Below are 20,143 nucleotides of genomic sequence, written 5' to 3'. Positions count from 1 at the left end.
CGCTAAAGGAGACCAGAAACGAATGGTTCCGAGAGTTGCTGTTGTAGAAGATGAGGAAGCGCTCAGCGTGCTGCTGCGTTATAATCTCGAAGCCGAAGGTTTCGAGGTCGATACGATCCTGCGGGGAGACGAAGCCGAGCTTCGTCTCCAGGAGCGCATCCCCGATCTTCTGATCCTCGATTGGATGTTGCCCGGCGTGTCCGGCATCGAGCTCTGCCGCCGGCTGCGCATGCGCCCGGACACGGAGCGCCTGCCGATCATCATGCTGACCGCCCGTGGTGAGGAAAGCGAACGCGTGCGCGGGCTCTCCACCGGTGCCGACGACTATGTGGTGAAGCCCTTCTCGACGCCGGAACTGATGGCGCGCGTCAAGGCGATGCTGCGTCGCGCCCGTCCCGAGGTCCTGTCATCCTTGCTGAAATGCGGCGACATAGAGCTCGATCGGGAAACGCACCGTGTCCACCGCAAGAGCCGCGAGGTTCGTCTCGGACCGACCGAATTCCGCCTGCTGGAATTCCTGATGTCGTCGCCTGGCCGCGTCTTCTCGCGCTCGCAACTGCTGGACGGTGTCTGGGGTCACGATATCTATGTCGACGAACGCACTGTCGACGTCCATGTCGGCCGCCTGCGCAAGGCACTGAACTTCTCGAACATGCAGGACGTCATCCGCACCGTTCGTGGCGCCGGCTATTCCATGGAAGCCTGATCGCTCCAAGGTCGGAACCCTGAAACGCAAAACGGGCCTCGCGGCCCGTTTTTTTCGTCGATAGTCCGAATGCTTAGCGAGCCGCCCTGCGCCGTTCGTGAACCGGCTGGTAGGCCATCTTCTGATGGTAGCTGCAATAGGGCGAAGCGTCGGGCGATTCATGGCCGCAGAAGTGAAAATCGTCCTTCAGCGGATCGCCGACTGGCCACTTGCAGGTGCGCTCCGTCAGTTCCGTCAGGCCGAGACGCATCGAGATCGGGACGACGACATTGGAAGCGGGACGATACGAGACCTGTTCGGCCGCATCGACATCGACTTCTTCCTTGAGCATGGTCGAGCCCTGCTGGCGCGTCACCGTGCGGGTCGTGATACCGCGCGAACCGAAGGTCGAAGGCCGAGCAGCAGCAGCACTCCGCTTGGGCGCCCGAGCCGTCGTTGCCGAGCCGCCGGCCTTGGCCCGGCCGGGCAAATTCAGGCGATGCACCTTGCCGATAACCGCGTTTCGACTGACACCACCGAGCTGCGCTGCAATCTGGCTGGCGCTCAGCCCTTCGGCCCAAAGCTTCTTAAGCCGCTCCACACGCTCGTCTGTCCAATTCATGCCCTGTCTCCGCCTAGCGCGTTCGTGATGGCAGAATCCTTCGCCATTGCCCCGATGCAGTCGAGGCATAAAACGCTTTTAAATTGTGGTGACTAGTTCCGCCGCATGCAGTCTAGTAATTGATCTTTAACCTAGTGTGAGGCTGACTCCCTGACAAGAGTCGCGGGAATCCTGGGGAATCGATTTCGGGGTTTTCCCCAACTTGCTGCCTAGTGTGTTATTTCTGCAATACCCTCCGCAGGGGTAACTCTAGTTGCATGCGGACAATCTGTAGCACCCGCCTTTTCAGCGGTTTTGTTGACATTGCAGTGCGAAACGTCAATAGTGCCAGAGCCGCCGCAAGGCGGCATTTTTGATTTTTTCGGGGCCGTTTTGCATAGCGAAAACGGCAGCTAAGCAAGGTTTTGATCGAAGGATTTGTACGATGGCCGAGACAGCACCGCTCTATGACACCTATATGCGGGCTCCCTTGCGTTTCGAGCGAGGTGAGGGCGTTTGGCTGATCACGGAAAGCGGCGAGCGATATCTCGACTTCGGCGCCGGCGTCGCTGTCAGCTCGCTCGGTCACGGACATCCCCACCTCGTCGGCGCGCTCAAGGAGCAGGCCGACAAGGTCTGGCATCTGTCGAACCTCTATGAGGTGCCCGGACAGGAGACCCTGGGCAAGCGGCTGACGGAAGCCACCTTCGCCGACAAGGTCTTCTTCACCAACTCAGGCGCCGAAGCGCTCGAATGCGCGATCAAGACTGCCCGGCGCTATCAGTTCGTCAACGGCCACCCCGAGCGGTTCCACATCATCACCTTCGAGGGCGCCTTTCACGGCCGCACGATCGCGACGATCGCGGCCGGCGGCCAGGAGAAATACCTCGAAGGCTTCGGCCCGAAGGCGCCGGGCTTCGACCAGGTGCCCTTCGGCGACATCGAAGCGGTCCGTGCCGCCATCACGGATGAAACTGCCGGCATTTTGATCGAGCCGGTTCAGGGCGAGGGCGGCATCCGCCCGGCGACCAACGAATTCATGCGGGCGCTGCGCCAGCTCTGCGACGAGCACAACCTCCTGCTGATCCTCGACGAGGTCCAGTCCGGCGTCGGGCGCACCGGCAAGCTCTTCGCCCACGAATGGGCGGGCATCACCCCCGACATCATGGCGGTTGCCAAGGGTATCGGCGGCGGCTTCCCGCTCGGCGCCTGCCTTGCGACTGCCAATGCCGCCTCCGGCATGAAGGCCGGCACCCACGGCTCGACCTATGGCGGAAACCCGTTGGCTATGGCCGTCGGCAATGCCGTTCTCGATATCATCCTGGCCGACGGCTTCCTGCAGCACATCAACGATGTGGCACTGGTCTTCCGCCAGGGGCTGGCCTCTCTGAAGGATCGCTTTCCTGACATCATCGAGGACGTCAGGGGCGAGGGGCTGATGCTCGGCATCAAGGCCGCCATCCCGTCGGCGGAGCTGTTGCAGGCGATCCGCGGCGAACGTCTGCTTGCCGTGCCGGCTGGCGACAATGTCATCCGCCTCCTGCCGCCACTGGTCACGACTGCCGAGGAGGCCCGCGAGGGTCTTGCCCGTGTGGAACGCGCAGCCGAGACGCTGCGCGCCGCTCGCGTCAGGAAGTCGGCTTGAGTTTATCGCCCGCTATTTGGGGCGTTATAGCCCCGCAGCGGGCGTTGTTGTTTCCAGGGTACGGATAAAGATTATGGCTTCACCGAAACACTTTCTCGATCTCTCGGCGGTGAAGACCTCCGACCTTCGCACAATCATCGACGATGCGCTCATCCGCAAGCTGGCGACCAAGGCTGGTACGGCGGACAGGCCGCTCGAGGGCAAGATGCTGGCGATGATTTTCGAGAAGCCCTCGACCCGGACCCGCGTTTCCTTCGATGTCGGCATGCGCCAGCTCGGCGGCGAGACGCTGTTCCTGTCCGGCACCGAAATGCAGCTCGGCCGCGCCGAGACCATCGGCGATACCGCAAAGGTGCTGTCGCGCTACGTCGATGCCATCATGATCCGCACGACAGACCATTCGCGCCTGTTGGAACTGGCCGAACATGCCACCGTCCCTGTCATCAATGCGCTCACCGACGACACCCACCCCTGCCAGATCATGGCCGATGTCATGACCTTCGAGGAACATCGCGGCCCGATCAAGGGCAAGACCATCGCCTGGACCGGCGACGGCAACAACGTGCTGCATTCGCTGGTCGAAGGGGCCGCCCGTTTCGGCTATCGCATGAATATGGCGGTGCCCCTTGGTTCCGAGCCGAAGGATCACTATTTGAACTGGGCCCGCAATGAGGGCGCCGAAATCATGCTCAGCCATGATGCAGACCGTGCGGTCGCCGGCGCCGATTGCGTGGTTACCGATACCTGGGTTTCCATGAATCAGGAGCACCGGGCTCGCGGTCACAACGTCTTCCAGCCCTATCAGGTCAACGCGGCTTTGATGGCACAGGCCGGTAAAGACGCGTTGTTCATGCATTGCCTGCCCGCTCATCGCGGGGAGGAGGTGACGGACGAAGTGATCGATGGTCCGCAATCCGTTGTTTTCGATGAGGCGGAAAACCGCCTTCATGCGCAAAAGTCGATTCTTGCTTGGTGCCTGGGCGCGATCTGAGGATTTAAGTGCTGCGACGAAGAGATCGCAGCCGCGACTAGGAGATTAAGCATGGCGGAAAGTGCAGCATCGCTGGGTCAGTTCGATTTTGCAGGCGATGATCACGTCGTTCCCTTTCAGGTCGACGGCCTCGACGTGCGCGGCCGTGCCGTGCAGCTCGGCCCTATGCTCGACGCAATCCTGGAACGCCATCATTATCCGGCACCCGTCGCCCGGCTTCTGGCCGAAGCCATCGTGCTCACCGTGCTGCTCGGCACCTCGCTGAAATTCGATGGCAAGTTCATGGTCCAGACCAAGGGCGATGGCCCCGTCGACCTGCTGGTCGCCGATTTCTCCACGCCGGAGAACGTCCGGGCCTATGCCCGTTTCAACGAGGAGGCGCTGGCAAAGGCGATCGCCGCCGGCGAGACCGAGCCGGAGCAACTGCTCGGCAAGGGCGTTCTCGCCTTCACGATCGACCAGGGCCAGTATTCGCAGCCCTATCAGGGCATCGTCGAGCTTGACGGCACGTCGCTCGAGGAGATCGCCGGTGTGTATTTCCGCCAGTCGGAACAGATACCGACCCGCGTCCGCCTCGGGGCGGCCGAGCTTTTCGATCGCGACGAGGCAGGCAAGCCGCGCCATCGCTGGCGGGCAGGCGGCCTGATCGCGCAGTTTCTGCCGCAGGCATCGGAGCGCATGCGCCAGCCCGACCTGCACGGCGGAGACGGCGACCCGGGCGTCCACGACCATGCGGACGACGATGCCTGGGCGGAAGCACGCTCGCTGGTCGAGACGATCGACGCCGACGAACTGACCGATCCGCTCGTCGGCACCGAGCGACTGCTCTTCAGGCTGTTCCACGAGCGCGGCGTACGGGCTTTTCCGCCGCAGGCGGTGTTCGACCGCTGCAGCTGTTCGCGCGACAAGATCAAGGGCGTGCTGAAAGGCTTCTCGGCTGAGGAGATCGAGGCAAGCGAGGAAGACGGCGAGGTCGCGGTGACCTGCGAGTTCTGCTCCACGACCTATCGTTTCGATCCTTCGGAGCTCAAGACGGAAGCCTGAGGGCGCAGCCTTCAGTTCAGGGTGCGCAGCAGGCCTGGCGAATCCAGCGAGAAGGCGGGGATTTCGACGTCGAACTGTTCCCCGTCGTCGGATTCCATGTGGTAATGGCCGAACATCATGCCCGACGGGGTATCGAGCGGGCAGCCGGATGAATATTCATAGGTATCGCCCGGATTGAGGTGCGGCTGCTCGCCGACAACGCCGGGCCCGGTCACCTCGTCCACCTGTCCATTCTGGTCGGTGATGTGCCAATAGCGCGTGATCAGCCGCACGGAGACAGTCGAGTGGTTCGAAATGACGATGCGATAGCCCCAGACGTAGCGATCATCATCCGGATCGGATTGCTCCTCCAGATAAAACGGCTCGACGACGACCTCGATATCTCGTGTTAGGGCGCGATACATACCTGACACCTTAGACGTATTGAGTTACCGATATCCTATAGGCTTCAATATCCGTCAAGGAACGGATTGGTGAATCAGTCCTTAACGGACAGGTTTATGTGATTTTTCGAATATTAAGACTAACGCTGAAGGTTAACGCCGGGGTTGCCGAGCCAGAGGATAGCTACGCAGCTTTTGAGCCGGAATTCGTCGCCGGCGGGCCTGCCCGATTTGGTTCGGACAGGCCCTGCTGGCAATGATCAGCCGATCACCTGCTTCAGTGCGCGGGCGAAATCCTCGAGCAGATCGTCCGTATCCTCGATGCCGGCGGAGTAGCGCACTGTTCCAGGCGAGATGCCGAGCTCGGCGCGTGCCTCGTCCGTCAGGTTCTTGTGCGTGGTCGTCGCCGGATGCGTGATCAGGCTCTTGCTGTCGCCGAGATTGTTGGAAATCTTGGTGATCTCCAGCGCATTCTGCAGCGCAAATGCCGCTTCCTTGCCACCCTTCATTTCGAAGGCGACCAGCGTCGAGCCGCCGGTCATCTGCTTGGCGATGATATCGGCCTGCGGATGGTCCTTTCGGCCGGGATAGATCACCTTGGCGACCTTGCCGTTCTCAGCGAGAAAATCGGCGATCGCCGCGGCGTTCTGCGTCTGCTGCTTGACGCGCAGCGGCAGCGTCTCGATGCCCTTCAGCAGCGTCCAGGCGTTGAACGGCGACATGGCCGGTCCGGTATGGCGGAAGTAGTCGTGCAGATGCTCGTCGATCCACGCCTTGTCGGAAAGAACGACGCCGCCGAGGCAGCGTCCCTGACCGTCGATGTGCTTGGTCGCCGAATAGACGACGATATGGGCGCCGAGTTCGAGAGGCTTCTGGAAAAGCGGCGTCGCGAAGACATTGTCGACGACGACCTTGGCGCCGACCTGGTTGGCAAGCCTGGCGACACCCGCGATGTCGATCACTTCCAAAGTCGGGTTCGTCGGGCTTTCCAGGAAGAACACCTTGGTGTTCGGCTGGATCGCATTTTCCCAGTTCTCAAGGAAGCGACCGTCGACGAGCGTGCATTCGATGCCGTATTTCGGCGCCAGTGTCTCGACCACCCAGCGGCAGGAGCCGAACAGGGCGCGGGCAGCGACGATGTGGTCGCCGGCCTTCAGCTGGCAGAGGATCGCGGCGGTGACCGCAGCCATGCCGGAGGCGGTGGCGCGCGCATCCTCGGCGCCTTCGAGCATGCACATCCGCTTTTCGAACATGTCATTGGTCGGGCTGCCGTAGCGGGCGTAGATAAAGCCTTCGGTCTCGCCCTTGAAGCGTGCTTCTGCGGCCTCAGACGTTTCGTAGACAAATCCTTGGGTGAGATAGATCGCTTCCGATGTCTCGCCGAATTGGGAGCGGAGCGTGCCGCCGTGAACGAGTTGCGTTGCGGGGCGCCAGGTCTTGGTCATGTCATTACCACCTTCGTGATACAAAAAAACCGGTCGCAATAGCAGACCGGTTTTCAACCCGGTCTTTTTAGCCATTTATTTAACGTGGCTGCAAGCCGACCGGCCAAATCACCACGGGATAAGACTGCAATACTGCCGATAGCGCCTTGCGTCAATTCCCCGTATTTGGTTTTGTCTGCGGCAAATTAAGGATGGGCAGAATGGCTCGCGACACAGGTATTTTAGCGGATCGCGCAATCGCGGAATTATTCGAAAGTGGTCGGCTGACCACGGAAAAAGAACTCGACCGCGACCAGATTCAGCCGGCAAGCCTGGACCTGCGTCTTGGCGCCAAGGCTTTCCGCGTTCGCGCCAGCTTCATGCCCGGCCCCTCGCATCTGGTTTCCGACAAGCTAGACCGCCTCAGCCTGCACGTCATCGACCTCAGCGAGAGCGCCGTGCTCGAAACCGGCTGCGTCTACATCGTCCCCCTGATGGAGCATCTCGACCTGCCGGCGGACATGTCGGCATCGGCCAATCCGAAGAGCTCCACCGGCCGCCTCGACATCTTCACGCGCGTCATCACCGACTACGCGCAGGAGTTCGACAAGATCCCGGCCGGCTATTCCGGCCCTCTATACCTCGAGATCAGCCCTCGGACGTTCCCGATCGTCGTCCGCCGCGGTTCGCGCCTGTCGCAGATCCGTTTCCGCGTCGGCCACGCAATGCTGTCCGAACCGCAATTGCTGGAGCTTCATGCCGCGGAGACCCTGGTCGCCAGCAGACGGCCGAACGTGACGGGCGGCGGCATCGCGCTGTCGATCGACCTGATCGGTGACGGCGAAGGCCTGATCGGCTATCGCGGCAAGCACCACACGGCTGTCGTGGATGTCGACAAAAAGGCCCAGCACGACATCTTCGATTTCTGGGAACCGCTCTATAGCCGTGGCCGCACGGAGCTGATCCTCGATCCCGACGAATTCTATATCCTGGTCTCGCGCGAGGCCGTACACGTACCCCCGCACTACGCCGCCGAAATGACCCCATACGACCCGCTGGTCGGCGAGTTCCGCGTCCATTACGCCGGCTTCTTCGATCCCGGCTTCGGCCACGCCCCCGCCGGCGGCCGCGGCAGCCGCGCCGTGCTCGAAGTGCGCAGCCACGAAGTGCCCTTCATCCTCGAAGACGGCCAGATCGTCGGCCGCCTCGTCTACGAACACATGCTGGAACCACCCTCGAGCCTCTATGGCACTGGCCTCGGCTCGAACTATCAGGCCCAGGGCCTGAAGCTCTCCAAGCATTTCCGCCTCTGAACTCAAGTCTTTCAGCCTTGACAGCGGCCAGGTTCTGTTGGAAGTCTTCGCCCTATCGGCGGGTGTAGCTCAATGGTAGAGCAGCAGCTTCCCAAGCTGAATACGAGGGTTCGATTCCCTTCACCCGCTCCAAAAATTCAAGGGCTTGCTAAGTTCGCACGTCACTCGCGTCACTGAACGTTTCACAGCGCTGGTTTCGGCGATCTTGCGACCCTTTTTCGAGTCCGTGGCCTCGGCTGTATTTATGTAGCCCATATGCTCTCATCATCAACATATTGAGCCTTAGGGAGCTCACCGCCCCGCTTGAGTGGATCGAGCTGAGGGCGAATTGCATGCCAATGCTGCAGCAACTTATCCTGGTATTTGCCGCCCTCGGCGCTCAATGCAGCCCGCACTGCCGTGTCGCTTCTGGGCCTCTTCATCCACTTTGCAAAGACTTCCTCTGCGGTCCATATACCTTGCACGACTAGGTCCCAGGCATTCTGTTCCTCGAATAGACCTTTCTTTCCAGCGTGGGCTACCAAAACTCCTGCCATCATACGCTGCCTAAGCGGAGTCGATGGATATAACTTCTTTTCATCTGGGTCGAAATCTGCTGGTCGATCTTCAAGACGGAAAACCATGTAGATCGCGAAAACCGTCATTAACAAATATGTGGCGCCTCGGCCAAATTGGTCGTCGAGTTCTGATTTTATGATCGGGAAGGGATGCGTAATGACGCCGAAATTAAAAATGTGGGTTGCGGCGAAGGAATCGGCATCGAATTCAAGCGTCTGCAGGTCGATGTTCGACAATCCTCCGTCTCGGGACGACGCGATTCCTCGTTGTTGTTTCAAGCTCGTGTGACCGTTCCATATGTGTCCAAGTTCGTGCAGAAAAATGGAGTGCTTTGCACACTCATAAAGCCAGAGGGCGGCTTCATCTCGCTGGTGTTGTGGGATCCAAGAGAAAACGGAAAGACCCATAATCCCCGAGAACACACCGCGATAAGTTTCTATAATCCCCCAGCTTACGGCGATTACGTCGGTGCCCTCGAATATGCCTGAAAATGCGCGACGTTGAGAAGATTTAAAGAAACCTACCTCGACCTCGAAGCCTGGCGCGCGTATTTTCGCGTGATCAGCGTTCAGTTGGTTGACCTGCCAAATGCACCTGACGAGCTCTTCTTGATCCTCAAACTCTAGTCCGTCCCCATTCAATGGATCCAGTCCACACTCAGCACACATTCGCTCAAAAACAGTGTCCATCGAAGCGACTCTCGCACAGCGTGGGGATGCAATGGCGTTGCAGCCGCATTGAAAATATTTGCTAATTGTCGATCAACATATCGATCAAGGGTCGGCACACATATATTAGATAATAGAAATCAATGGTTGCGATTTACCAAGCTTTAAACCCCCAGTTAATACCCTGGCGTCGAGCACTGGACTAAGGCGTATCGGCATTGGAAAATCGACAACACTTGCGAAAAAGAACCTTTCTTGGCGCAAAGATCGTTCTGGATGGAGGTCACTCCGTGTTTGATTGCGTCGTGAGAGACCTCTCAGAAGCGGGAGCGCGGTTGAAGGTTCAGAATGTTGTTTCCGTTCCCGAGACGTTCAAACTGCAGATCTCGGATGGTCGTACATATAAAGCTACGGTGAAGTGGCGGCGCATCGATGCTGTCGGCGTCAGCTTTTCAGAAGATTGACATGCAGTCTCGCGATGCGGCCCGCAATCTACGCAGCCAATAGATCGGCGACTTCGCCATGTTTCGAGAGAAGCCTTGGTGCGCTCATGTCGCCGGTCTCTTCGTCGACCATGACGGCATAGGCCGCGACGCCGACGAAACGGTCCGCCATCGCGGCGGCGATCTTCTCGGCGCTTGCCGCATTCGAGGCCTGCCTCATCTCGCCGGAAACAAGATTGCCCCGGTTCCGCTTGTAGGGAAGGACGATAAATTTCTCGGCTGCCATGTATCTCACCTCTTGTTCGTTCTACAAATGTTCTCATTCGCGCATAATGTCAATATGCGGATTGATAGTCGGCGCAACGGCTATTCATCCTCTATTTCCCGATCCTGGAAGATGGCGTGTGCGGCGTCTTGTGCCAGAAGAACGGGTTCGATCGAAGTTCGAAAACGGCGCGCCAAGCGGCAAGCGATACCATCATCCAGTAGAGCGGCACGGCCATCCACCGCCAACCGATTTGCTTCTGTTCATGCTTGGTCATCGATGCGTGGCCGAGGATGATGAAGGTGGCATAGCTGCCGATGATGTTCACGAAGTCGACGGTAAGCAGGACCATTTCGCCGATCAACGGTTGGCTGCCCGGGGTGGCGAACATCGCAATGCTCGACCGCACGAGGAAGACGACCATCAGCGGATGTGCAAGCGACGAGATCAGCATGCCGCCGATGAGGAGGTGAAAGACCGCAAAGGCCTTGCCGCCCATTTCCCGGCGCAATCCTCCGGGATCGCGCATCAGCACCAGCCAGGTCTGCAGCCAGCCTTTGAACCAGCGCGTGCGCTGGCGCGTCCAGATGCCGATACTGGTCGGCGCATCCTCGAGGGTTTGCCGCAATATCACCTCCGAGCGATAGCCGAGCCGATAGAGCCGCATGCCGAGATCGGCATCTTCGGTGACATTGAAGGGATCCCAGGCGCCGACCGCGCGCAGGATATCGGTGCGGAAATGATTGGACGTACCACCAAGGGGAAGCGGCATCCGATGGGTCGCCAGCATCGGCAGGAGGCCGCGAAAAAGCGCGGAATATTCGAGTGAAAACAACGCGCTGATCCAGGATTCGCGACTGTTGGCAATGACGAGGGGCGCTTGCAGGCAGGCGACATCAGCGGCCGCGCTCGCAAAGCGGGCATGCGCTTCCCGCAGCTGCTGCGGGTGCGGGCGATCCTCTGCGTCATAGACCACCAGGTAGGCGCCACGCGCGCCGGCAAGCGCGTAGGTCAGCGCCTTGGGCTTGGTCCGCGGCTGCATCGGCGGCACCTCGACGATCTCGAATTGGGGGCCAAGGCAGTGCTCCCTCAATGCAAGAATTGTTTCCTGGTCGTCCGCCTCGCAGACAAGCTTTATGTCCAGCAGCGAGGCAGGCCAGTCGATGCGCTTCAATGCCGCAACGAGTTGCTCGGCAAGTCCCGCTTCCTGGTAGAGGGCAACCATGACGGTATAGACCGGCAGTGGCACGTCGCTATGCAGCGCGGGGAGCAAACGCTTATGCCGACGCTGGATGACGGCGATGGCCCGCAGCCACAGGGCGGTAAGATAGAGCGTCGACAGAAAGACATGCAACAGCAGTTGGCCGGCGTCGCTGACCATCAGCCCGGCAGCGATGACGCTGACCGTGATACCGGCATAGAATCCCTGGTTGCCATAGAAGACCACACGGGCGCTGAAGCGCGGCCGCGTCTCGAACAATGCGGTGACGGTATCGCGCACTCGGCGCGCGGCCCCCGCCCGCCATACTGCCGCGCGTATGGTGGAAGGCGCTGCGACGGCGAGCGAATGTCGGAGGTCTGGATAGCGAATGATGGATTTGCGGATCTCGTCGATGCGACGGGCCTCCGGTGCGATCGCCGTCAGCGGCGCACGGCGGGAATGCGTCAGCCTCAGCATCGTCGGCTTCAACAGTTGGCTGTCCAGCTTGGAACCATCGGCGACCGCACCGTCCGCGATGCTGTCGACGCAGGGCAGGCGCAACGCCCGGGCTATCGCGCCGTAATAGGCGCATTCCTGAACCAGTCCATTGGCGAGCAACTCCCGCTCGATGCTTGTCCTGTTGACAGTGGCACTTTGAGCCGCCTTCTCGAGGGCGGGTTTACCGACGCCAAGCCCGGCGAGTATCCCCATTTCAAAACGGAGGTCTTCGCTCAGCTCAGCGGCATCGGCCCAGGGGATTTGTGGCTTCGTCGCGGCCGCTATCGGCTTGCTTTCAACTGCGATAGTCGCGTGCGGCAGATATTCCCCGATGCGCATGACTCTGTTACACAGTCCCGGAAGATCGGTGCCCCCATATTGAAGACGCCTCCAAAATCTAACGCCGGGAGTGGATGATAGTGATATGGCCGCCGCTTACATCCCTCAATTTAAGGGGTCTATGCACGCTGAGCGCGATTTTGATTGCATTTTCATGCGCCGCACCCGCTTTGGGGGAGGGCACGATGGCTTCGAATTTGCCCGTCCTTTTCGATTCGCGTGAGCGTCTGCCGAAACCGGACCTCTCGTTGCTGGTGCGGCTGCGTTTCCTGACCTCCGTCGATTTTCCCCCGTTCAATTTCGCGGATCAGACGGGCAAGCTTGCCGGTTTCCACGTCGATCTGGCCCGTGAAATCTGCGACGAACTGGGTATCGCTGAAAAATGCCAGATCCAGGCAATGCCGTTCGGCGATTTGCAGGAAGCCCTGGCGGCCTCGCAAGGAGATGCCGTTATGGCCGGCATCGCCGTAACATCAGAGCTCAGACAGCGATTTGCTTTTTCGCGGCCCTTCCTGCAATTGCCGGCTCGTTTCATTCGCAATCTCAAGACGGCGCCGGTCAAGGGAGAGACGGCGGCAAGTCTTGCCGGGCATCCCGTCGGCGTCGTCAAGGCAACCGCCCATGAGGCGATGCTCGCCGCCTTCTTTCCGGCGATCAAGCCCGTCGCTTTCGACAGCAAGGAAGCGCTTCTGTCAGCCGTCAAGGATGGCAAGGTCGATGCCGCCTTCGCCGATGGCCTGCAGCTATCCTTCTGGGTCTCCTCCCCGGCCGCGGAAAAATGCTGCGCGCTGTTCGACGGCCCTTATCTCTCGCAGCAGTTCCTCGGCGAGGGGATGACGATCATGCTGCGGCAACAGGATGGCGAGCTGACCGCCGCGATCAATCACGCATTGGCGACATTGTCGCGCAACGGCCGCCTGCAGGAGATATACCTGCGTTACTTTCCCTATGGATTGTATTGACGCTCTAGCCCTTGCGGTATCGGGCGATAGCGCTGCGCTCGATGGCGGCGCAGGTAAGCTTGCCGAGTTCGAGGCGATCGCGCAGCAATGCCAGCAGCCGCAGCTCCTCCGCCTTCACGGAAAGGTCGGCCGAGGCCACCTCGACGGCGAGCGCATAAGCGGTGTCGTAGAGGCGTGAGGGAAGGGTGTCGCGCACGGTCTCGAGCACGATATCGAGACCTTCCGGCCCGGACAGCAGAGTGGCGCAATCGCGCGACACCGCAATCAGCCGGTCCTCGTCGAAGCCGTTGAAGACCGGCAGCGCCTGGATCAGCTCCCCGATCCGGCCGAGCTCGCGGTCGTTCATCGTCCGGTCGACGGCGGATGCCATCACCATGACGTAGATCAATGCCTCATGGGCGGAAAGCGGCCTGTTCATCTCTGCGGCAAAGTCCTTTGTTGTTCATTCCCAGAGTAGGAAGTCGAATAGCGGATGACAAGGGCCGGAGCCGTCGTCACATAGGGTTCAGCGGATCTTCCCGAACCGGTGGCGGCGCCAGCGTCGATGGCCGTTCTTTACGGGGGTCGTCGCCGTAGATGCCGCGATTGCCCTTGCGTGCGTCATCCGCAGCAGCAACGAGCGACGAGCCCGCCTCTGCCTCCGCCCAGCCGTTTCGCGCAAGCCAGTCGCTGAGGTCGGTTTTGACGTAGCGGCAATTGGCGGTGACGGTGCCCTGCCACTCGGCGCTCGGCAGATCGCAGGTGATCGCCCTGGCGCGCAGAAATGCCCTCAGCGCCGTTCGCGCTATCGTGCCGCAAGGCCATTCCTTGCCGCTGGGTCCGGTGCAGGTCCGGTTCGGATCGGTCGGCACGATGCCGGAAAGCTGCAGCTTCTTGTCGCCGATGACGAGCAGTCCGGCGTTCTCTGCATAGAGCCGCCCCAGATCAACTGATTTCAGCTCGACTGTCTTCGCATCGGCCGGCGGCGGCGCTGCTGGCGGCGTCTCGGCGACGGGCGCTGCGGGCTGCGGCTCGGATGGCGCGGTTGCAGTCGGCGCGCTCTGTGCCTGAACGACGTCCGACGTGCCGGCCGTCTTGCCGCTCGGCGAAGTCCCAGTCGTCAACGTCGTGTCCACGACGGTTGGGGCAGTCGCGGCCGGTGTGCCTTTATCCTTTGTCGCAAGGTTTGCGAAAATGCCGCCGGAACCGACAGCAGGAGCCCTGTCGAGATAGGATGCACCCATCGCCAATAGAACGCCAACCGCCGCAATTCCCGCCAATCCTGTCGCCAAGGCCGTCGTCCTCATCGGAGAAAACTTTCCTATTGGCTGGCCCAGATGATCCGGGCAATCCATTCGACATCCGAAAGCTCAAGGTTGCGGTTGGGATGTTCGGGATTGAGCGACAAAAGTTCGATCGAGCGCGGGCTCTGGCGCAAAAGCACTTTGGCCATGACTTCGCCTTCGCGCGTCTTCACGACAACGCGGTCGTTGCGCCGTACCTGGGCCCCGGGCTCGACGATCAGCACGTCGCCGTCGCGGTAAAGCGGCATCATGCTTTCGCCCTGAACCTCGAGCGCATAGACACCGGCCTTCTGCGCCGGCCCGGCCGGAAACTCCACGACATCCCAACCCTGACCCGCCGGAAAACCGCCATCGTCAAAAAAACCGCCTGCTCCGGCCTGCGCGAAGCCCAAAAGCGGGATGGAGCCTGCCTGAGGCGGGAAGGCGCCTTCCGGCATGCTGCTGCCCCCGCCTTCGGGCCGCAGGAAGCTCATGAACTGCTCCATGCTCGCCCCGGTCGCATCCAGCACCTTGGCGATCGATTCCGTCGAGGGCCAGCGCAGCCGGCCATCGGAACTCAGCCGTTTCGATTTGTTGAATGAGGTCGGGTCGAGGCCTGCACGCCGGGCAAGGCCGGACGGCGTCAGATCATGCCGTTCGGCAAGCCCGTCGATCGCGCCCCATATTTGCCCGTGTGACAGCATCTTCGCCTAGCACCCGAAAAGCCGGATTTCCGGCATCTATCCATCGGCGACAAGATTAGCGGAGGCCCATTCGTGAGTAAAGGGCGAGAGAGGAATAAAATCCTCTCTGCCAGCTTTTTACGTCAGTCACGCGACCATCGCCATGTTGATCTTGCCGAGTTGAATCACCGCCTGCGTACGGCTGTCGACATTCAGCTTCAACAGGATCGCCGAGACATGCGCCTTGATCGTTGCTTCCGAGACGTTGAGTTCATAGGCGATCTGCTTGTTGAGCAGGCCCTCGTTCAGCATCGCGAGCACGCGGCTCTGCTGCGGTGTCAGCGTCTGCAGCCGGTGGATGAGGTCGGCGACCTCGGCGTCCTGCTCCTGTCCGTCCTGGTAGGATCGTGGGGTGAATATGTCGCCGGCAAGCACCGTCTGGACGCCATGGCGGATGTCGTCGATCCCGGAGGATTTGGAGATGAAGCCGGATGCGCCGAGTTCAAGCGACCGGCGGATGGTCGTGCTGTCGTCGGTCGCCGAAATGACGACGATCGGCAGGCTGGCGAATTCCGCACGAAGCGACATCAGCCCGGAAAAACCACTGGCGCCGGGCATGGCGAGGTCGAGCAGCATCAGGTCGGCATCCGGGTGCGACTTTGCCGCCCTGCGCGCCGCCTCGAAGTCGCCGGCCTCGACGATCGCCTGCTCGCCGTCCATGCCGCTGACGGCCTGGCGGAGGGCGCCGCGAAACAGCGGATGGTCGTCGGCAATGATGATGGTCTGTTCGCTCATCCAAGCTCCCTCCCAAGAGCTCGCGGCCCCGTTCCCGCTATTCCTATATTCTTATAGCGCTCAGGTCTTCTGCGGAAGAGCCTTGTCGTCGGATGGGTTGTCCTGGAACTCCTTCACCATGCCGATGACGCTTCGCATCATTCGCTCCATGATTCCGATCGAGCGCTCGACCTCGGCGTCGGTCGGCAGCTTCGGCGCACCGCCGTTCTGGGCGACGGTCTTTTCAAGTGCCGTCACGCGGCTGGAGAGCCGGTCGAGCTCGTCGTCGTAGGCGGCGCGCTCGTCGGCGGCCATGCGGCAGACGAGGTTGCCGTTCAGGTCTTCGCAGAGCGACATCGCGCCGGTCTGGCGGTCGAGGCGAACGAAATGGTCGCCGCTCCGTTTCAGCTCGAAGCGCTCCGCCCCCGGCTCGATCGCAAGGCTGGTCCCCGGCAGCAGAGCAGTTGCGCCGAGGAGAAAGGCCGTAAGGCCGAATGCCATTTCTCTGGTCATGTCATCCTCCGGATTTTCTGCGTTCCGGCGCAAATATTGAGGTCAGACCGTGGACATCCGCGCCGCTTTTCGGCAAAGCCCTAACAAGAATAACCTTGCCGATGGGAATGATGGCCGTGACGCCAGTGGTTTACAAGATCGTGCCGGAAACACTCTGGCAGGAAGCCAGACAATCCGGCGTTTTTAATGGCGCCGCGATCGATTTGACCGACGGCTTCATTCATCTTTCGACCGCAAGCCAGGCGAAGGAGACCGCCGCGCGATATTTCGCCGGAAAGGGCGGTCTGCTCCTTGTCGCCATCGATGCTGCCGCGCTCGGAGAAAAACTGGTGTTCGAGCCCTCGCGCGGCGGCGATCTCTTTCCGCATCTCTATGCGCCGCTGCCGCTCGCAGCCGTGTTCTGGGAAAAGCCTCTGCCGGTCGGACCGGATGGTGCGCATGTCTTTCCGGAGATATCGGAATGATCGGCGCCTTCAAGGATATCGGCCGTCGCGGCCTGTTCATGTTCGATCCGGAAACCGCGCATGGGATGTCGATCGCCGCGCTGAAATCCGGCCTCGTGCCGACCTGCCGCTTGAAGGATGATCCCAGGCTGCGCCAGACGGTCGCCGGCCTCGATTTCGCCAATCCGCTGGGAATGGCTGCCGGCTATGACAAGAACGCGGAGGTGCCCAAGGCGCTGTTGAAGCTCGGCTTCGGCTTCACCGAGATCGGCACGGTCACGCCGAAGCCCCAGTCCGGCAATCCTCGTCCGCGCATTTTCCGGTTGGTCGAGGACGAAGGCGTCATCAATCGCCTCGGCTTCAACAACGAAGGGCATGAAGCGGCGTTTCGCCGCCTTGCCGCGATCCGGGGCAGCGGCCTGATCGGGGTCAATATCGGCGCCAACAAGGACAGTTCCGATCGCGTCGACGACTATGTCAGGGGCATCCGCCGCTTCTATTCCGTGGCAGCCTATTTCACCGCCAACATCTCCTCGCCGAACACGCCCGGCCTGCGCGATCTTCAAGGGCGCGAGAGCCTGGCGGCCTTGCTGTCGGCGGTGCTTTCCGCAAGGAACGAGGAAGCGACAAAGGTCGGTAAGACGCTGCCGGTCTTCCTGAAGATCGCTCCTGACCTCACAGAGGAGGGCATGGACGATATCGCCGCCGAAGCCTTGGCCCACGATCTCGACGGCCTGATCGTTTCCAACACGACGCTTGCACGCGACGGGCTGAAGGACCAGCGGCAGGCGAAGGAGGCGGGCGGCCTTTCCGGCAAGCCGGTCTTCGAGAAGTCGACGGCGGTGCTGGCGAAAATGCGCAAACGCGTCGGCCCCGCGATGCCGATCATCGGCGTCGGCGGTGTCTCGTCGGCGGAGACGGCGCTCGAGAAAATCCGCGCCGGCGCCGATCTGGTGCAGCTCTATTCCAGCATGGTCTACGAAGGCCCCGGCCTGCCTGCGAACATCCTTCGCGGACTGTCGGCGCTTCTCGACCGCGAGGGCGTGAATTCCATCCGGACATTGCGCGACAGCCGGCTCGACTACTGGGCCGGCCGAAAGGTCTGATCGGCCCGAGGCTTGACCAGCAGCATCAGGAAGAACCCGCGAAACAGCAGGAAGCCGTTGAGCGCCAGCCACAATCCGGTGTTGCCGAGCAGCGGCACGAGGACGGCCAGCGCCAGGAGGTAGCCGGCAAAGGCGAGCAGCATGCGGTTTCGCATGTCGCTGGACCATGTCGCCCCGATGAACACGCCGTCCATCAGATAGGCGAGCGCGCCCGTAAGCCCGGTGATCGCGGCATAGGGCAAATAGGCCTCGGCCGCCGCGCGAACATCTTCCGATGTCGTCAGCACGGCGATGATGCGTGGGCCAAGTCCGAGAAAGAATACCGTGGCGACGGCGGCAAGGCTGAACGACCAGAGCATGGTGAGCTTCAGCCCGCGATCGAAGGCCGGCCGGTAGCCGGCGCCGATCGCCCGTCCGGTGATCTGCTCGGCCGCGTTCGCAAGGCCATCGAGATAGAAGGCCGAAATCAGCACGAAATTCATGAGAACCGCATTGGCGGCAAGCGTCACCGCGCCGAAATGCCCACCGATCCGGGTCATCAGCGTGAATGCGGCGAGCAGCACGAAGGTGCGGATCAGGATGTCGCGGTTCAGCGCGAAAAGCTCCGCCAGCTTCGCCCGCGAGAACAGATCGGATCGGGAGGGACGCGGCGCGCCCGCAAAGCCCCTGGCCACGATGACCAGCCCTGCGATGGCGCCGACCGTCTCGCCGATCATCGACCCCCAGGCGACACCTGCCACCCCCAAGCCGAGGCCGAGCCCAAGCGCGATGGCAACCACGATGTTGATGCCGTTGATGAGCGTCTGCAGCAGCAGCCCGATGCTGCCCTGGCCGCGCCCGAGCACGAACCCGAGGATGGCGTAGTTGGCAAGCGCTGCCGGCCCCGCCAGCATGCGGATTGAGAAATAGGTGCGGGTGGCTGCCGCCACGCCGCCTTCCGGTCCCATCAGCTTCAGGCCGAGCCACAGCAGCACGGGTGACAGGATGAGAAGTGTCGCGCCGCAGGCAAGTGCGGAAATCATGGCGCGCCAGAAGACGGCCTGTTCCTCACGCAGGTCGCCGCGGCCATAGGCCTGCGCCGTCAGTCCCGTCGTCGAAGACCGCAGGAAATTGAAGCTCGCAAAGACCAGGTCGAAAAGCACTGCGCCGATCGCAAGGCCCGCCAGCTGCTCGGCCTGGCCGAGCCGGCCGACTACGGCGGTGCCGGTCAGCCCCAGCAGCGGCGTCGTCATGAAGGCAAGCGTCATCGGCAGGGCAATCGAGACCACCAGCCGGTGGGTCACCTCGAATGCCAGTCCGCCTTCTGGCGTCGCCGCCTGATCCATGTCGAAGCTCCCGCTCGATCGCGCGGGAATCAACCCGCCTTTACGAAGAAAGCACCATGGACCAATAGGGCATCTTATTGGAAGAGGCGTCGTAGGCGAGCGCAACGCCGAGCCCGGTATAGTGACCGAGCATGTTCTCGAGGTGATGCGGCGAATGAATCCAGGCATCCACCACGGCATTTGTGGAGCGCTGGCCCTCGGCAATATTTTCCGCCGCCGGCAATCTGACGCCGCTTGACTTCACCCGTCGGCCGAAATCGTCGCCGAAGCCGATCAGATGGGACATCTTGCGCAGGCTGGCCATGCGCCTGGCCTGATAGATGGCCGCAGCGCTCGCAGCCGGATCGATCGAAAGCGCAGACAGCCCGTTCTTGGCGCGCAGGGCATTGACCAGCGGCAATGCCGCCGCTGTCTGGTCTTCGCCGGTGGCGTTCAACACCAGCGGCTTGGTCGCGCAGCTGGCGACCCCCGAGACGAGCGCAAGTGAGGCAAAGCGCAATGCGTTGCGCCGTGTGAAGAGCGATGTTTGAAGTGTCATGGTCAGCGGCGGTAGTTGAAGACGCGAAGGATGATGAAAAGAGGAATGACGATCGAGGCGCCGAGCAGCATGTAATCGCCGAACTTGCCAAGGGCTGCAAAGCCGGAACGCCAGATATCGAGGATGAAATGGCGGATGCCCTCGATCAGATCCCACGGCTGCCAGCCGAACACCTTCATGACGAAGCCGACGATCAACGACGCGACGATAAGCTTGACGAGCGTTCGCGCCGGCGAATCGCCGAGGAACCTGTTCACCTGATCCGACATGCAGTCTCTCCTGTTTGCCCTGAAATAAAGGCGGCGGCGGGTAGCCGCAAGCGCTTTTCCCGGTAGCGGGCGGTTCTGCGTGAAATAGGACTTGAGTTTTTTTGTGGCCGCGTCCAAACCTTGGCGCTCATTGGAGCGCCGCAGGTCCGCAAAGGACGCGCAAGGGTCGCTCTAGCACTCGGACGCGTTGCATAGTCCTATTCTCAAACC

At 61.2% G+C, this 20,143-nt stretch carries 23 protein-coding genes, 1 tRNA gene and 1 riboswitch; of the genes, 10 read left to right on the top strand and 14 right to left on the bottom strand.

What is annotated here, in order from left to right; translation table 11 throughout:
• Positions 1-22 precede the first annotated feature (22 nt).
• Positions 23-706, top strand: a complete 684-nt coding sequence (gene phoB, locus CPY51_RS18490) for a phosphate regulon transcriptional regulator PhoB (protein WP_111161697.1) — start codon at positions 23-25, stop codon at positions 704-706.
• A gap of 73 nt (positions 707-779) precedes the next feature.
• Here the strand turns inward: phoB and CPY51_RS18485 are convergent, their stop codons facing one another.
• On the bottom strand, positions 780-1,307 hold the full coding sequence (locus tag CPY51_RS18485) for a GcrA family cell cycle regulator (protein ID WP_111161696.1): 528 nt from the start codon (positions 1,305-1,307) through the stop codon (positions 780-782).
• A gap of 424 nt (positions 1,308-1,731) precedes the next feature.
• On the opposite strand from CPY51_RS18485, the gene CPY51_RS18480 reads away from it, so the two are divergent.
• The 3 genes from CPY51_RS18480 (at position 1,732) to CPY51_RS18470 (ending at position 4,966) form a co-directional block, all read left to right on the top strand.
• Positions 1,732-2,931: an aspartate aminotransferase family protein gene (locus tag CPY51_RS18480; protein ID WP_111161695.1), complete on the top strand. Its 1,200-nt coding sequence runs from the start codon at positions 1,732-1,734 to the stop codon at positions 2,929-2,931.
• Positions 2,932-3,004: 73 nt separating this feature from the next.
• Positions 3,005-3,922: an ornithine carbamoyltransferase gene (gene argF / locus CPY51_RS18475; RefSeq protein WP_111161694.1), complete on the top strand. Its 918-nt coding sequence runs from the start codon at positions 3,005-3,007 to the stop codon at positions 3,920-3,922.
• A gap of 51 nt (positions 3,923-3,973) precedes the next feature.
• On the top strand, positions 3,974-4,966 hold the full coding sequence (locus CPY51_RS18470) for an Hsp33 family molecular chaperone (RefSeq protein WP_111161693.1): 993 nt from the start codon (positions 3,974-3,976) through the stop codon (positions 4,964-4,966).
• Positions 4,967-4,977: 11 nt separating this feature from the next.
• Here the strand turns inward: CPY51_RS18470 and apaG are convergent, their stop codons facing one another.
• Entirely contained in the window at positions 4,978-5,370 is a 393-nt protein-coding gene (apaG, locus tag CPY51_RS18465) for a Co2+/Mg2+ efflux protein ApaG (RefSeq protein ID WP_111161692.1), read from the bottom strand.
• Positions 5,371-5,609: 239 nt separating this feature from the next.
• Positions 5,610-6,794: an O-succinylhomoserine sulfhydrylase gene (locus tag CPY51_RS18460; RefSeq protein WP_111161691.1), complete on the bottom strand. Its 1,185-nt coding sequence runs from the start codon at positions 6,792-6,794 to the stop codon at positions 5,610-5,612.
• 46 nt (positions 6,795-6,840) lie between these two features.
• Positions 6,841-6,919, bottom strand: a riboswitch (SAM riboswitch).
• 75 nt (positions 6,920-6,994) lie between these two features.
• On the opposite strand from CPY51_RS18460, the gene CPY51_RS18455 reads away from it, so the two are divergent.
• Together CPY51_RS18455 and CPY51_RS18450 are read left to right on the top strand one after the other, a co-directional pair.
• Complete coding sequence (locus tag CPY51_RS18455) at positions 6,995-8,086, top strand: 2'-deoxycytidine 5'-triphosphate deaminase (protein ID WP_111161936.1); 1,092 nt, start codon at positions 6,995-6,997, stop codon at positions 8,084-8,086.
• A gap of 58 nt (positions 8,087-8,144) precedes the next feature.
• Positions 8,145-8,218: transfer RNA gene (locus tag CPY51_RS18450), tRNA-Gly, on the top strand.
• 110 nt (positions 8,219-8,328) lie between these two features.
• Here the strand turns inward: CPY51_RS18450 and CPY51_RS18445 are convergent.
• On the bottom strand, positions 8,329-9,333 hold the full coding sequence (locus tag CPY51_RS18445) for a hypothetical protein (protein WP_111161690.1): 1,005 nt from the start codon (positions 9,331-9,333) through the stop codon (positions 8,329-8,331).
• A gap of 197 nt (positions 9,334-9,530) precedes the next feature.
• Here CPY51_RS18445 and CPY51_RS18440 point away from each other — a divergent pair, with 197 nt between their 5' ends.
• Complete coding sequence (locus CPY51_RS18440) at positions 9,531-9,776, top strand: PilZ domain-containing protein (RefSeq protein WP_111161689.1); 246 nt, start codon at positions 9,531-9,533, stop codon at positions 9,774-9,776.
• Positions 9,777-9,804: 28 nt separating this feature from the next.
• Here CPY51_RS18440 and CPY51_RS18435 read toward each other — a convergent pair whose 3' ends face one another.
• The gene (locus CPY51_RS18435; protein ID WP_111161688.1) at positions 9,805-10,041 is read right to left on the bottom strand and encodes a hypothetical protein; all 237 of its coding nucleotides are present in this window, start codon (positions 10,039-10,041) and stop codon (positions 9,805-9,807) included.
• A 91-nt stretch (positions 10,042-10,132) separates the two neighbouring features.
• On the bottom strand, positions 10,133-12,058 hold the full coding sequence (locus tag CPY51_RS18430; RefSeq protein WP_111161687.1) for a glycosyltransferase family 2 protein: 1,926 nt from the start codon (positions 12,056-12,058) through the stop codon (positions 10,133-10,135).
• Between the two features lie 185 nt (positions 12,059-12,243).
• On the opposite strand from CPY51_RS18430, the gene CPY51_RS18425 reads away from it, so the two are divergent.
• A complete protein-coding gene (locus CPY51_RS18425; RefSeq protein WP_111161686.1) occupies positions 12,244-13,020 on the top strand; it encodes a transporter substrate-binding domain-containing protein in 777 nt (258 codons plus the stop codon).
• Positions 13,021-13,024: 4 nt separating this feature from the next.
• Here the strand turns inward: CPY51_RS18425 and CPY51_RS18420 are convergent, their stop codons facing one another.
• The 5 genes from CPY51_RS18420 to CPY51_RS18400 all read right to left on the bottom strand — a co-directional run bounded on the left by CPY51_RS18420 (position 13,025) and on the right by CPY51_RS18400 (position 16,252).
• On the bottom strand, positions 13,025-13,438 hold the full coding sequence (locus CPY51_RS18420) for a tellurite resistance TerB family protein (protein ID WP_111161685.1): 414 nt from the start codon (positions 13,436-13,438) through the stop codon (positions 13,025-13,027).
• 76 nt (positions 13,439-13,514) lie between these two features.
• The gene (locus CPY51_RS18415) at positions 13,515-14,306 is read right to left on the bottom strand and encodes a thermonuclease family protein (protein WP_111161684.1); all 792 of its coding nucleotides are present in this window, start codon (positions 14,304-14,306) and stop codon (positions 13,515-13,517) included.
• A 14-nt stretch (positions 14,307-14,320) separates the two neighbouring features.
• Entirely contained in the window at positions 14,321-14,986 is a 666-nt protein-coding gene (locus tag CPY51_RS18410) for a S24 family peptidase (protein ID WP_111161683.1), read from the bottom strand.
• A 126-nt stretch (positions 14,987-15,112) separates the two neighbouring features.
• Positions 15,113-15,760, bottom strand: a complete 648-nt coding sequence (locus CPY51_RS18405) for a response regulator transcription factor (protein WP_111161682.1) — start codon at positions 15,758-15,760, stop codon at positions 15,113-15,115.
• Positions 15,761-15,820: 60 nt separating this feature from the next.
• Positions 15,821-16,252 (bottom strand): hypothetical protein, encoded by a 432-nt coding sequence (locus tag CPY51_RS18400; protein WP_111161681.1) that lies wholly within the window; start codon positions 16,250-16,252, stop codon positions 15,821-15,823.
• A 107-nt stretch (positions 16,253-16,359) separates the two neighbouring features.
• On the opposite strand from CPY51_RS18400, the gene CPY51_RS18395 reads away from it, so the two are divergent.
• Positions 16,360-16,716: a DUF952 domain-containing protein gene (locus tag CPY51_RS18395; RefSeq protein ID WP_111161935.1), complete on the top strand. Its 357-nt coding sequence runs from the start codon at positions 16,360-16,362 to the stop codon at positions 16,714-16,716.
• Positions 16,713-17,801: a quinone-dependent dihydroorotate dehydrogenase gene (locus tag CPY51_RS18390; protein ID WP_111161680.1), complete on the top strand. Its 1,089-nt coding sequence runs from the start codon at positions 16,713-16,715 to the stop codon at positions 17,799-17,801. Before CPY51_RS18395 ends, CPY51_RS18390 begins: the two co-directional genes overlap by 4 nt.
• Here CPY51_RS18390 and CPY51_RS18385 read toward each other — a convergent pair.
• From CPY51_RS18385 to CPY51_RS18375, 3 genes are read right to left on the bottom strand one after another with little or no spacing between them, the layout of a single operon-like run.
• Positions 17,777-19,126: an MATE family efflux transporter gene (locus CPY51_RS18385; RefSeq protein ID WP_111161679.1), complete on the bottom strand. Its 1,350-nt coding sequence runs from the start codon at positions 19,124-19,126 to the stop codon at positions 17,777-17,779. The two genes, CPY51_RS18390 and CPY51_RS18385, sit on opposite strands and share 25 nt — an antisense overlap.
• 40 nt (positions 19,127-19,166) lie before the next feature.
• Positions 19,167-19,664: a CAP domain-containing protein gene (locus tag CPY51_RS18380; RefSeq protein WP_111161678.1), complete on the bottom strand. Its 498-nt coding sequence runs from the start codon at positions 19,662-19,664 to the stop codon at positions 19,167-19,169.
• A 2-nt stretch (positions 19,665-19,666) separates the two neighbouring features.
• Positions 19,667-19,933: a DUF6460 domain-containing protein gene (locus tag CPY51_RS18375; RefSeq protein WP_111161677.1), complete on the bottom strand. Its 267-nt coding sequence runs from the start codon at positions 19,931-19,933 to the stop codon at positions 19,667-19,669.
• Between the last annotated feature and the right edge of the window lie 210 nt (positions 19,934-20,143).

The organism is Arminella tubonensis, from assembly GCF_003240585.1.
Classification (GTDB): Bacteria; Pseudomonadota; Alphaproteobacteria; order Rhizobiales; family Rhizobiaceae; genus Rhizobium; species Rhizobium tubonense.
This window is presented reverse-complemented; position numbering and strand designations above follow the sequence as displayed.

What these genes read in the sequence shown, in the direction of transcription:
- phoB (WP_111161697.1), top strand. Translation starts at nt 23, where the DNA reads ATGGTTCCGAGAGTTGCTGTTGTAGAAGATGAGGAAGCGCTCAGCGTG.
- CPY51_RS18485 (WP_111161696.1), bottom strand. Translation starts at nt 1,307, where the DNA reads ATGAATTGGACAGACGAGCGTGTGGAGCGGCTTAAGAAGCTTTGGGCC.
- CPY51_RS18480 (WP_111161695.1), top strand. Translation starts at nt 1,732, where the DNA reads ATGGCCGAGACAGCACCGCTCTATGACACCTATATGCGGGCTCCCTTG.
- argF (WP_111161694.1), top strand. Translation starts at nt 3,005, where the DNA reads ATGGCTTCACCGAAACACTTTCTCGATCTCTCGGCGGTGAAGACCTCC.
- CPY51_RS18470 (WP_111161693.1), top strand. Translation starts at nt 3,974, where the DNA reads ATGGCGGAAAGTGCAGCATCGCTGGGTCAGTTCGATTTTGCAGGCGAT.
- apaG (WP_111161692.1), bottom strand. Translation starts at nt 5,370, where the DNA reads ATGTATCGCGCCCTAACACGAGATATCGAGGTCGTCGTCGAGCCGTTT.
- CPY51_RS18460 (WP_111161691.1), bottom strand. Translation starts at nt 6,794, where the DNA reads ATGACCAAGACCTGGCGCCCCGCAACGCAACTCGTTCACGGCGGCACG.
- CPY51_RS18455 (WP_111161936.1), top strand. Translation starts at nt 6,995, where the DNA reads ATGGCTCGCGACACAGGTATTTTAGCGGATCGCGCAATCGCGGAATTA.
- CPY51_RS18445 (WP_111161690.1), bottom strand. Translation starts at nt 9,333, where the DNA reads ATGGACACTGTTTTTGAGCGAATGTGTGCTGAGTGTGGACTGGATCCA.
- CPY51_RS18435 (WP_111161688.1), bottom strand. Translation starts at nt 10,041, where the DNA reads ATGGCAGCCGAGAAATTTATCGTCCTTCCCTACAAGCGGAACCGGGGC.
- CPY51_RS18430 (WP_111161687.1), bottom strand. Translation starts at nt 12,058, where the DNA reads ATGCGCATCGGGGAATATCTGCCGCACGCGACTATCGCAGTTGAAAGC.
- CPY51_RS18425 (WP_111161686.1), top strand. Translation starts at nt 12,244, where the DNA reads ATGGCTTCGAATTTGCCCGTCCTTTTCGATTCGCGTGAGCGTCTGCCG.
- CPY51_RS18420 (WP_111161685.1), bottom strand. Translation starts at nt 13,438, where the DNA reads ATGAACAGGCCGCTTTCCGCCCATGAGGCATTGATCTACGTCATGGTG.
- CPY51_RS18415 (WP_111161684.1), bottom strand. Translation starts at nt 14,306, where the DNA reads ATGAGGACGACGGCCTTGGCGACAGGATTGGCGGGAATTGCGGCGGTT.
- CPY51_RS18410 (WP_111161683.1), bottom strand. Translation starts at nt 14,986, where the DNA reads ATGCTGTCACACGGGCAAATATGGGGCGCGATCGACGGGCTTGCCGAA.
- CPY51_RS18405 (WP_111161682.1), bottom strand. Translation starts at nt 15,760, where the DNA reads ATGAGCGAACAGACCATCATCATTGCCGACGACCATCCGCTGTTTCGC.
- CPY51_RS18400 (WP_111161681.1), bottom strand. Translation starts at nt 16,252, where the DNA reads ATGACCAGAGAAATGGCATTCGGCCTTACGGCCTTTCTCCTCGGCGCA.
- CPY51_RS18395 (WP_111161935.1), top strand. Translation starts at nt 16,360, where the DNA reads ATGATGGCCGTGACGCCAGTGGTTTACAAGATCGTGCCGGAAACACTC.
- CPY51_RS18390 (WP_111161680.1), top strand. Translation starts at nt 16,713, where the DNA reads ATGATCGGCGCCTTCAAGGATATCGGCCGTCGCGGCCTGTTCATGTTC.
- CPY51_RS18385 (WP_111161679.1), bottom strand. Translation starts at nt 19,126, where the DNA reads ATGGATCAGGCGGCGACGCCAGAAGGCGGACTGGCATTCGAGGTGACC.
- CPY51_RS18380 (WP_111161678.1), bottom strand. Translation starts at nt 19,664, where the DNA reads ATGACACTTCAAACATCGCTCTTCACACGGCGCAACGCATTGCGCTTT.
- CPY51_RS18375 (WP_111161677.1), bottom strand. Translation starts at nt 19,933, where the DNA reads ATGTCGGATCAGGTGAACAGGTTCCTCGGCGATTCGCCGGCGCGAACG.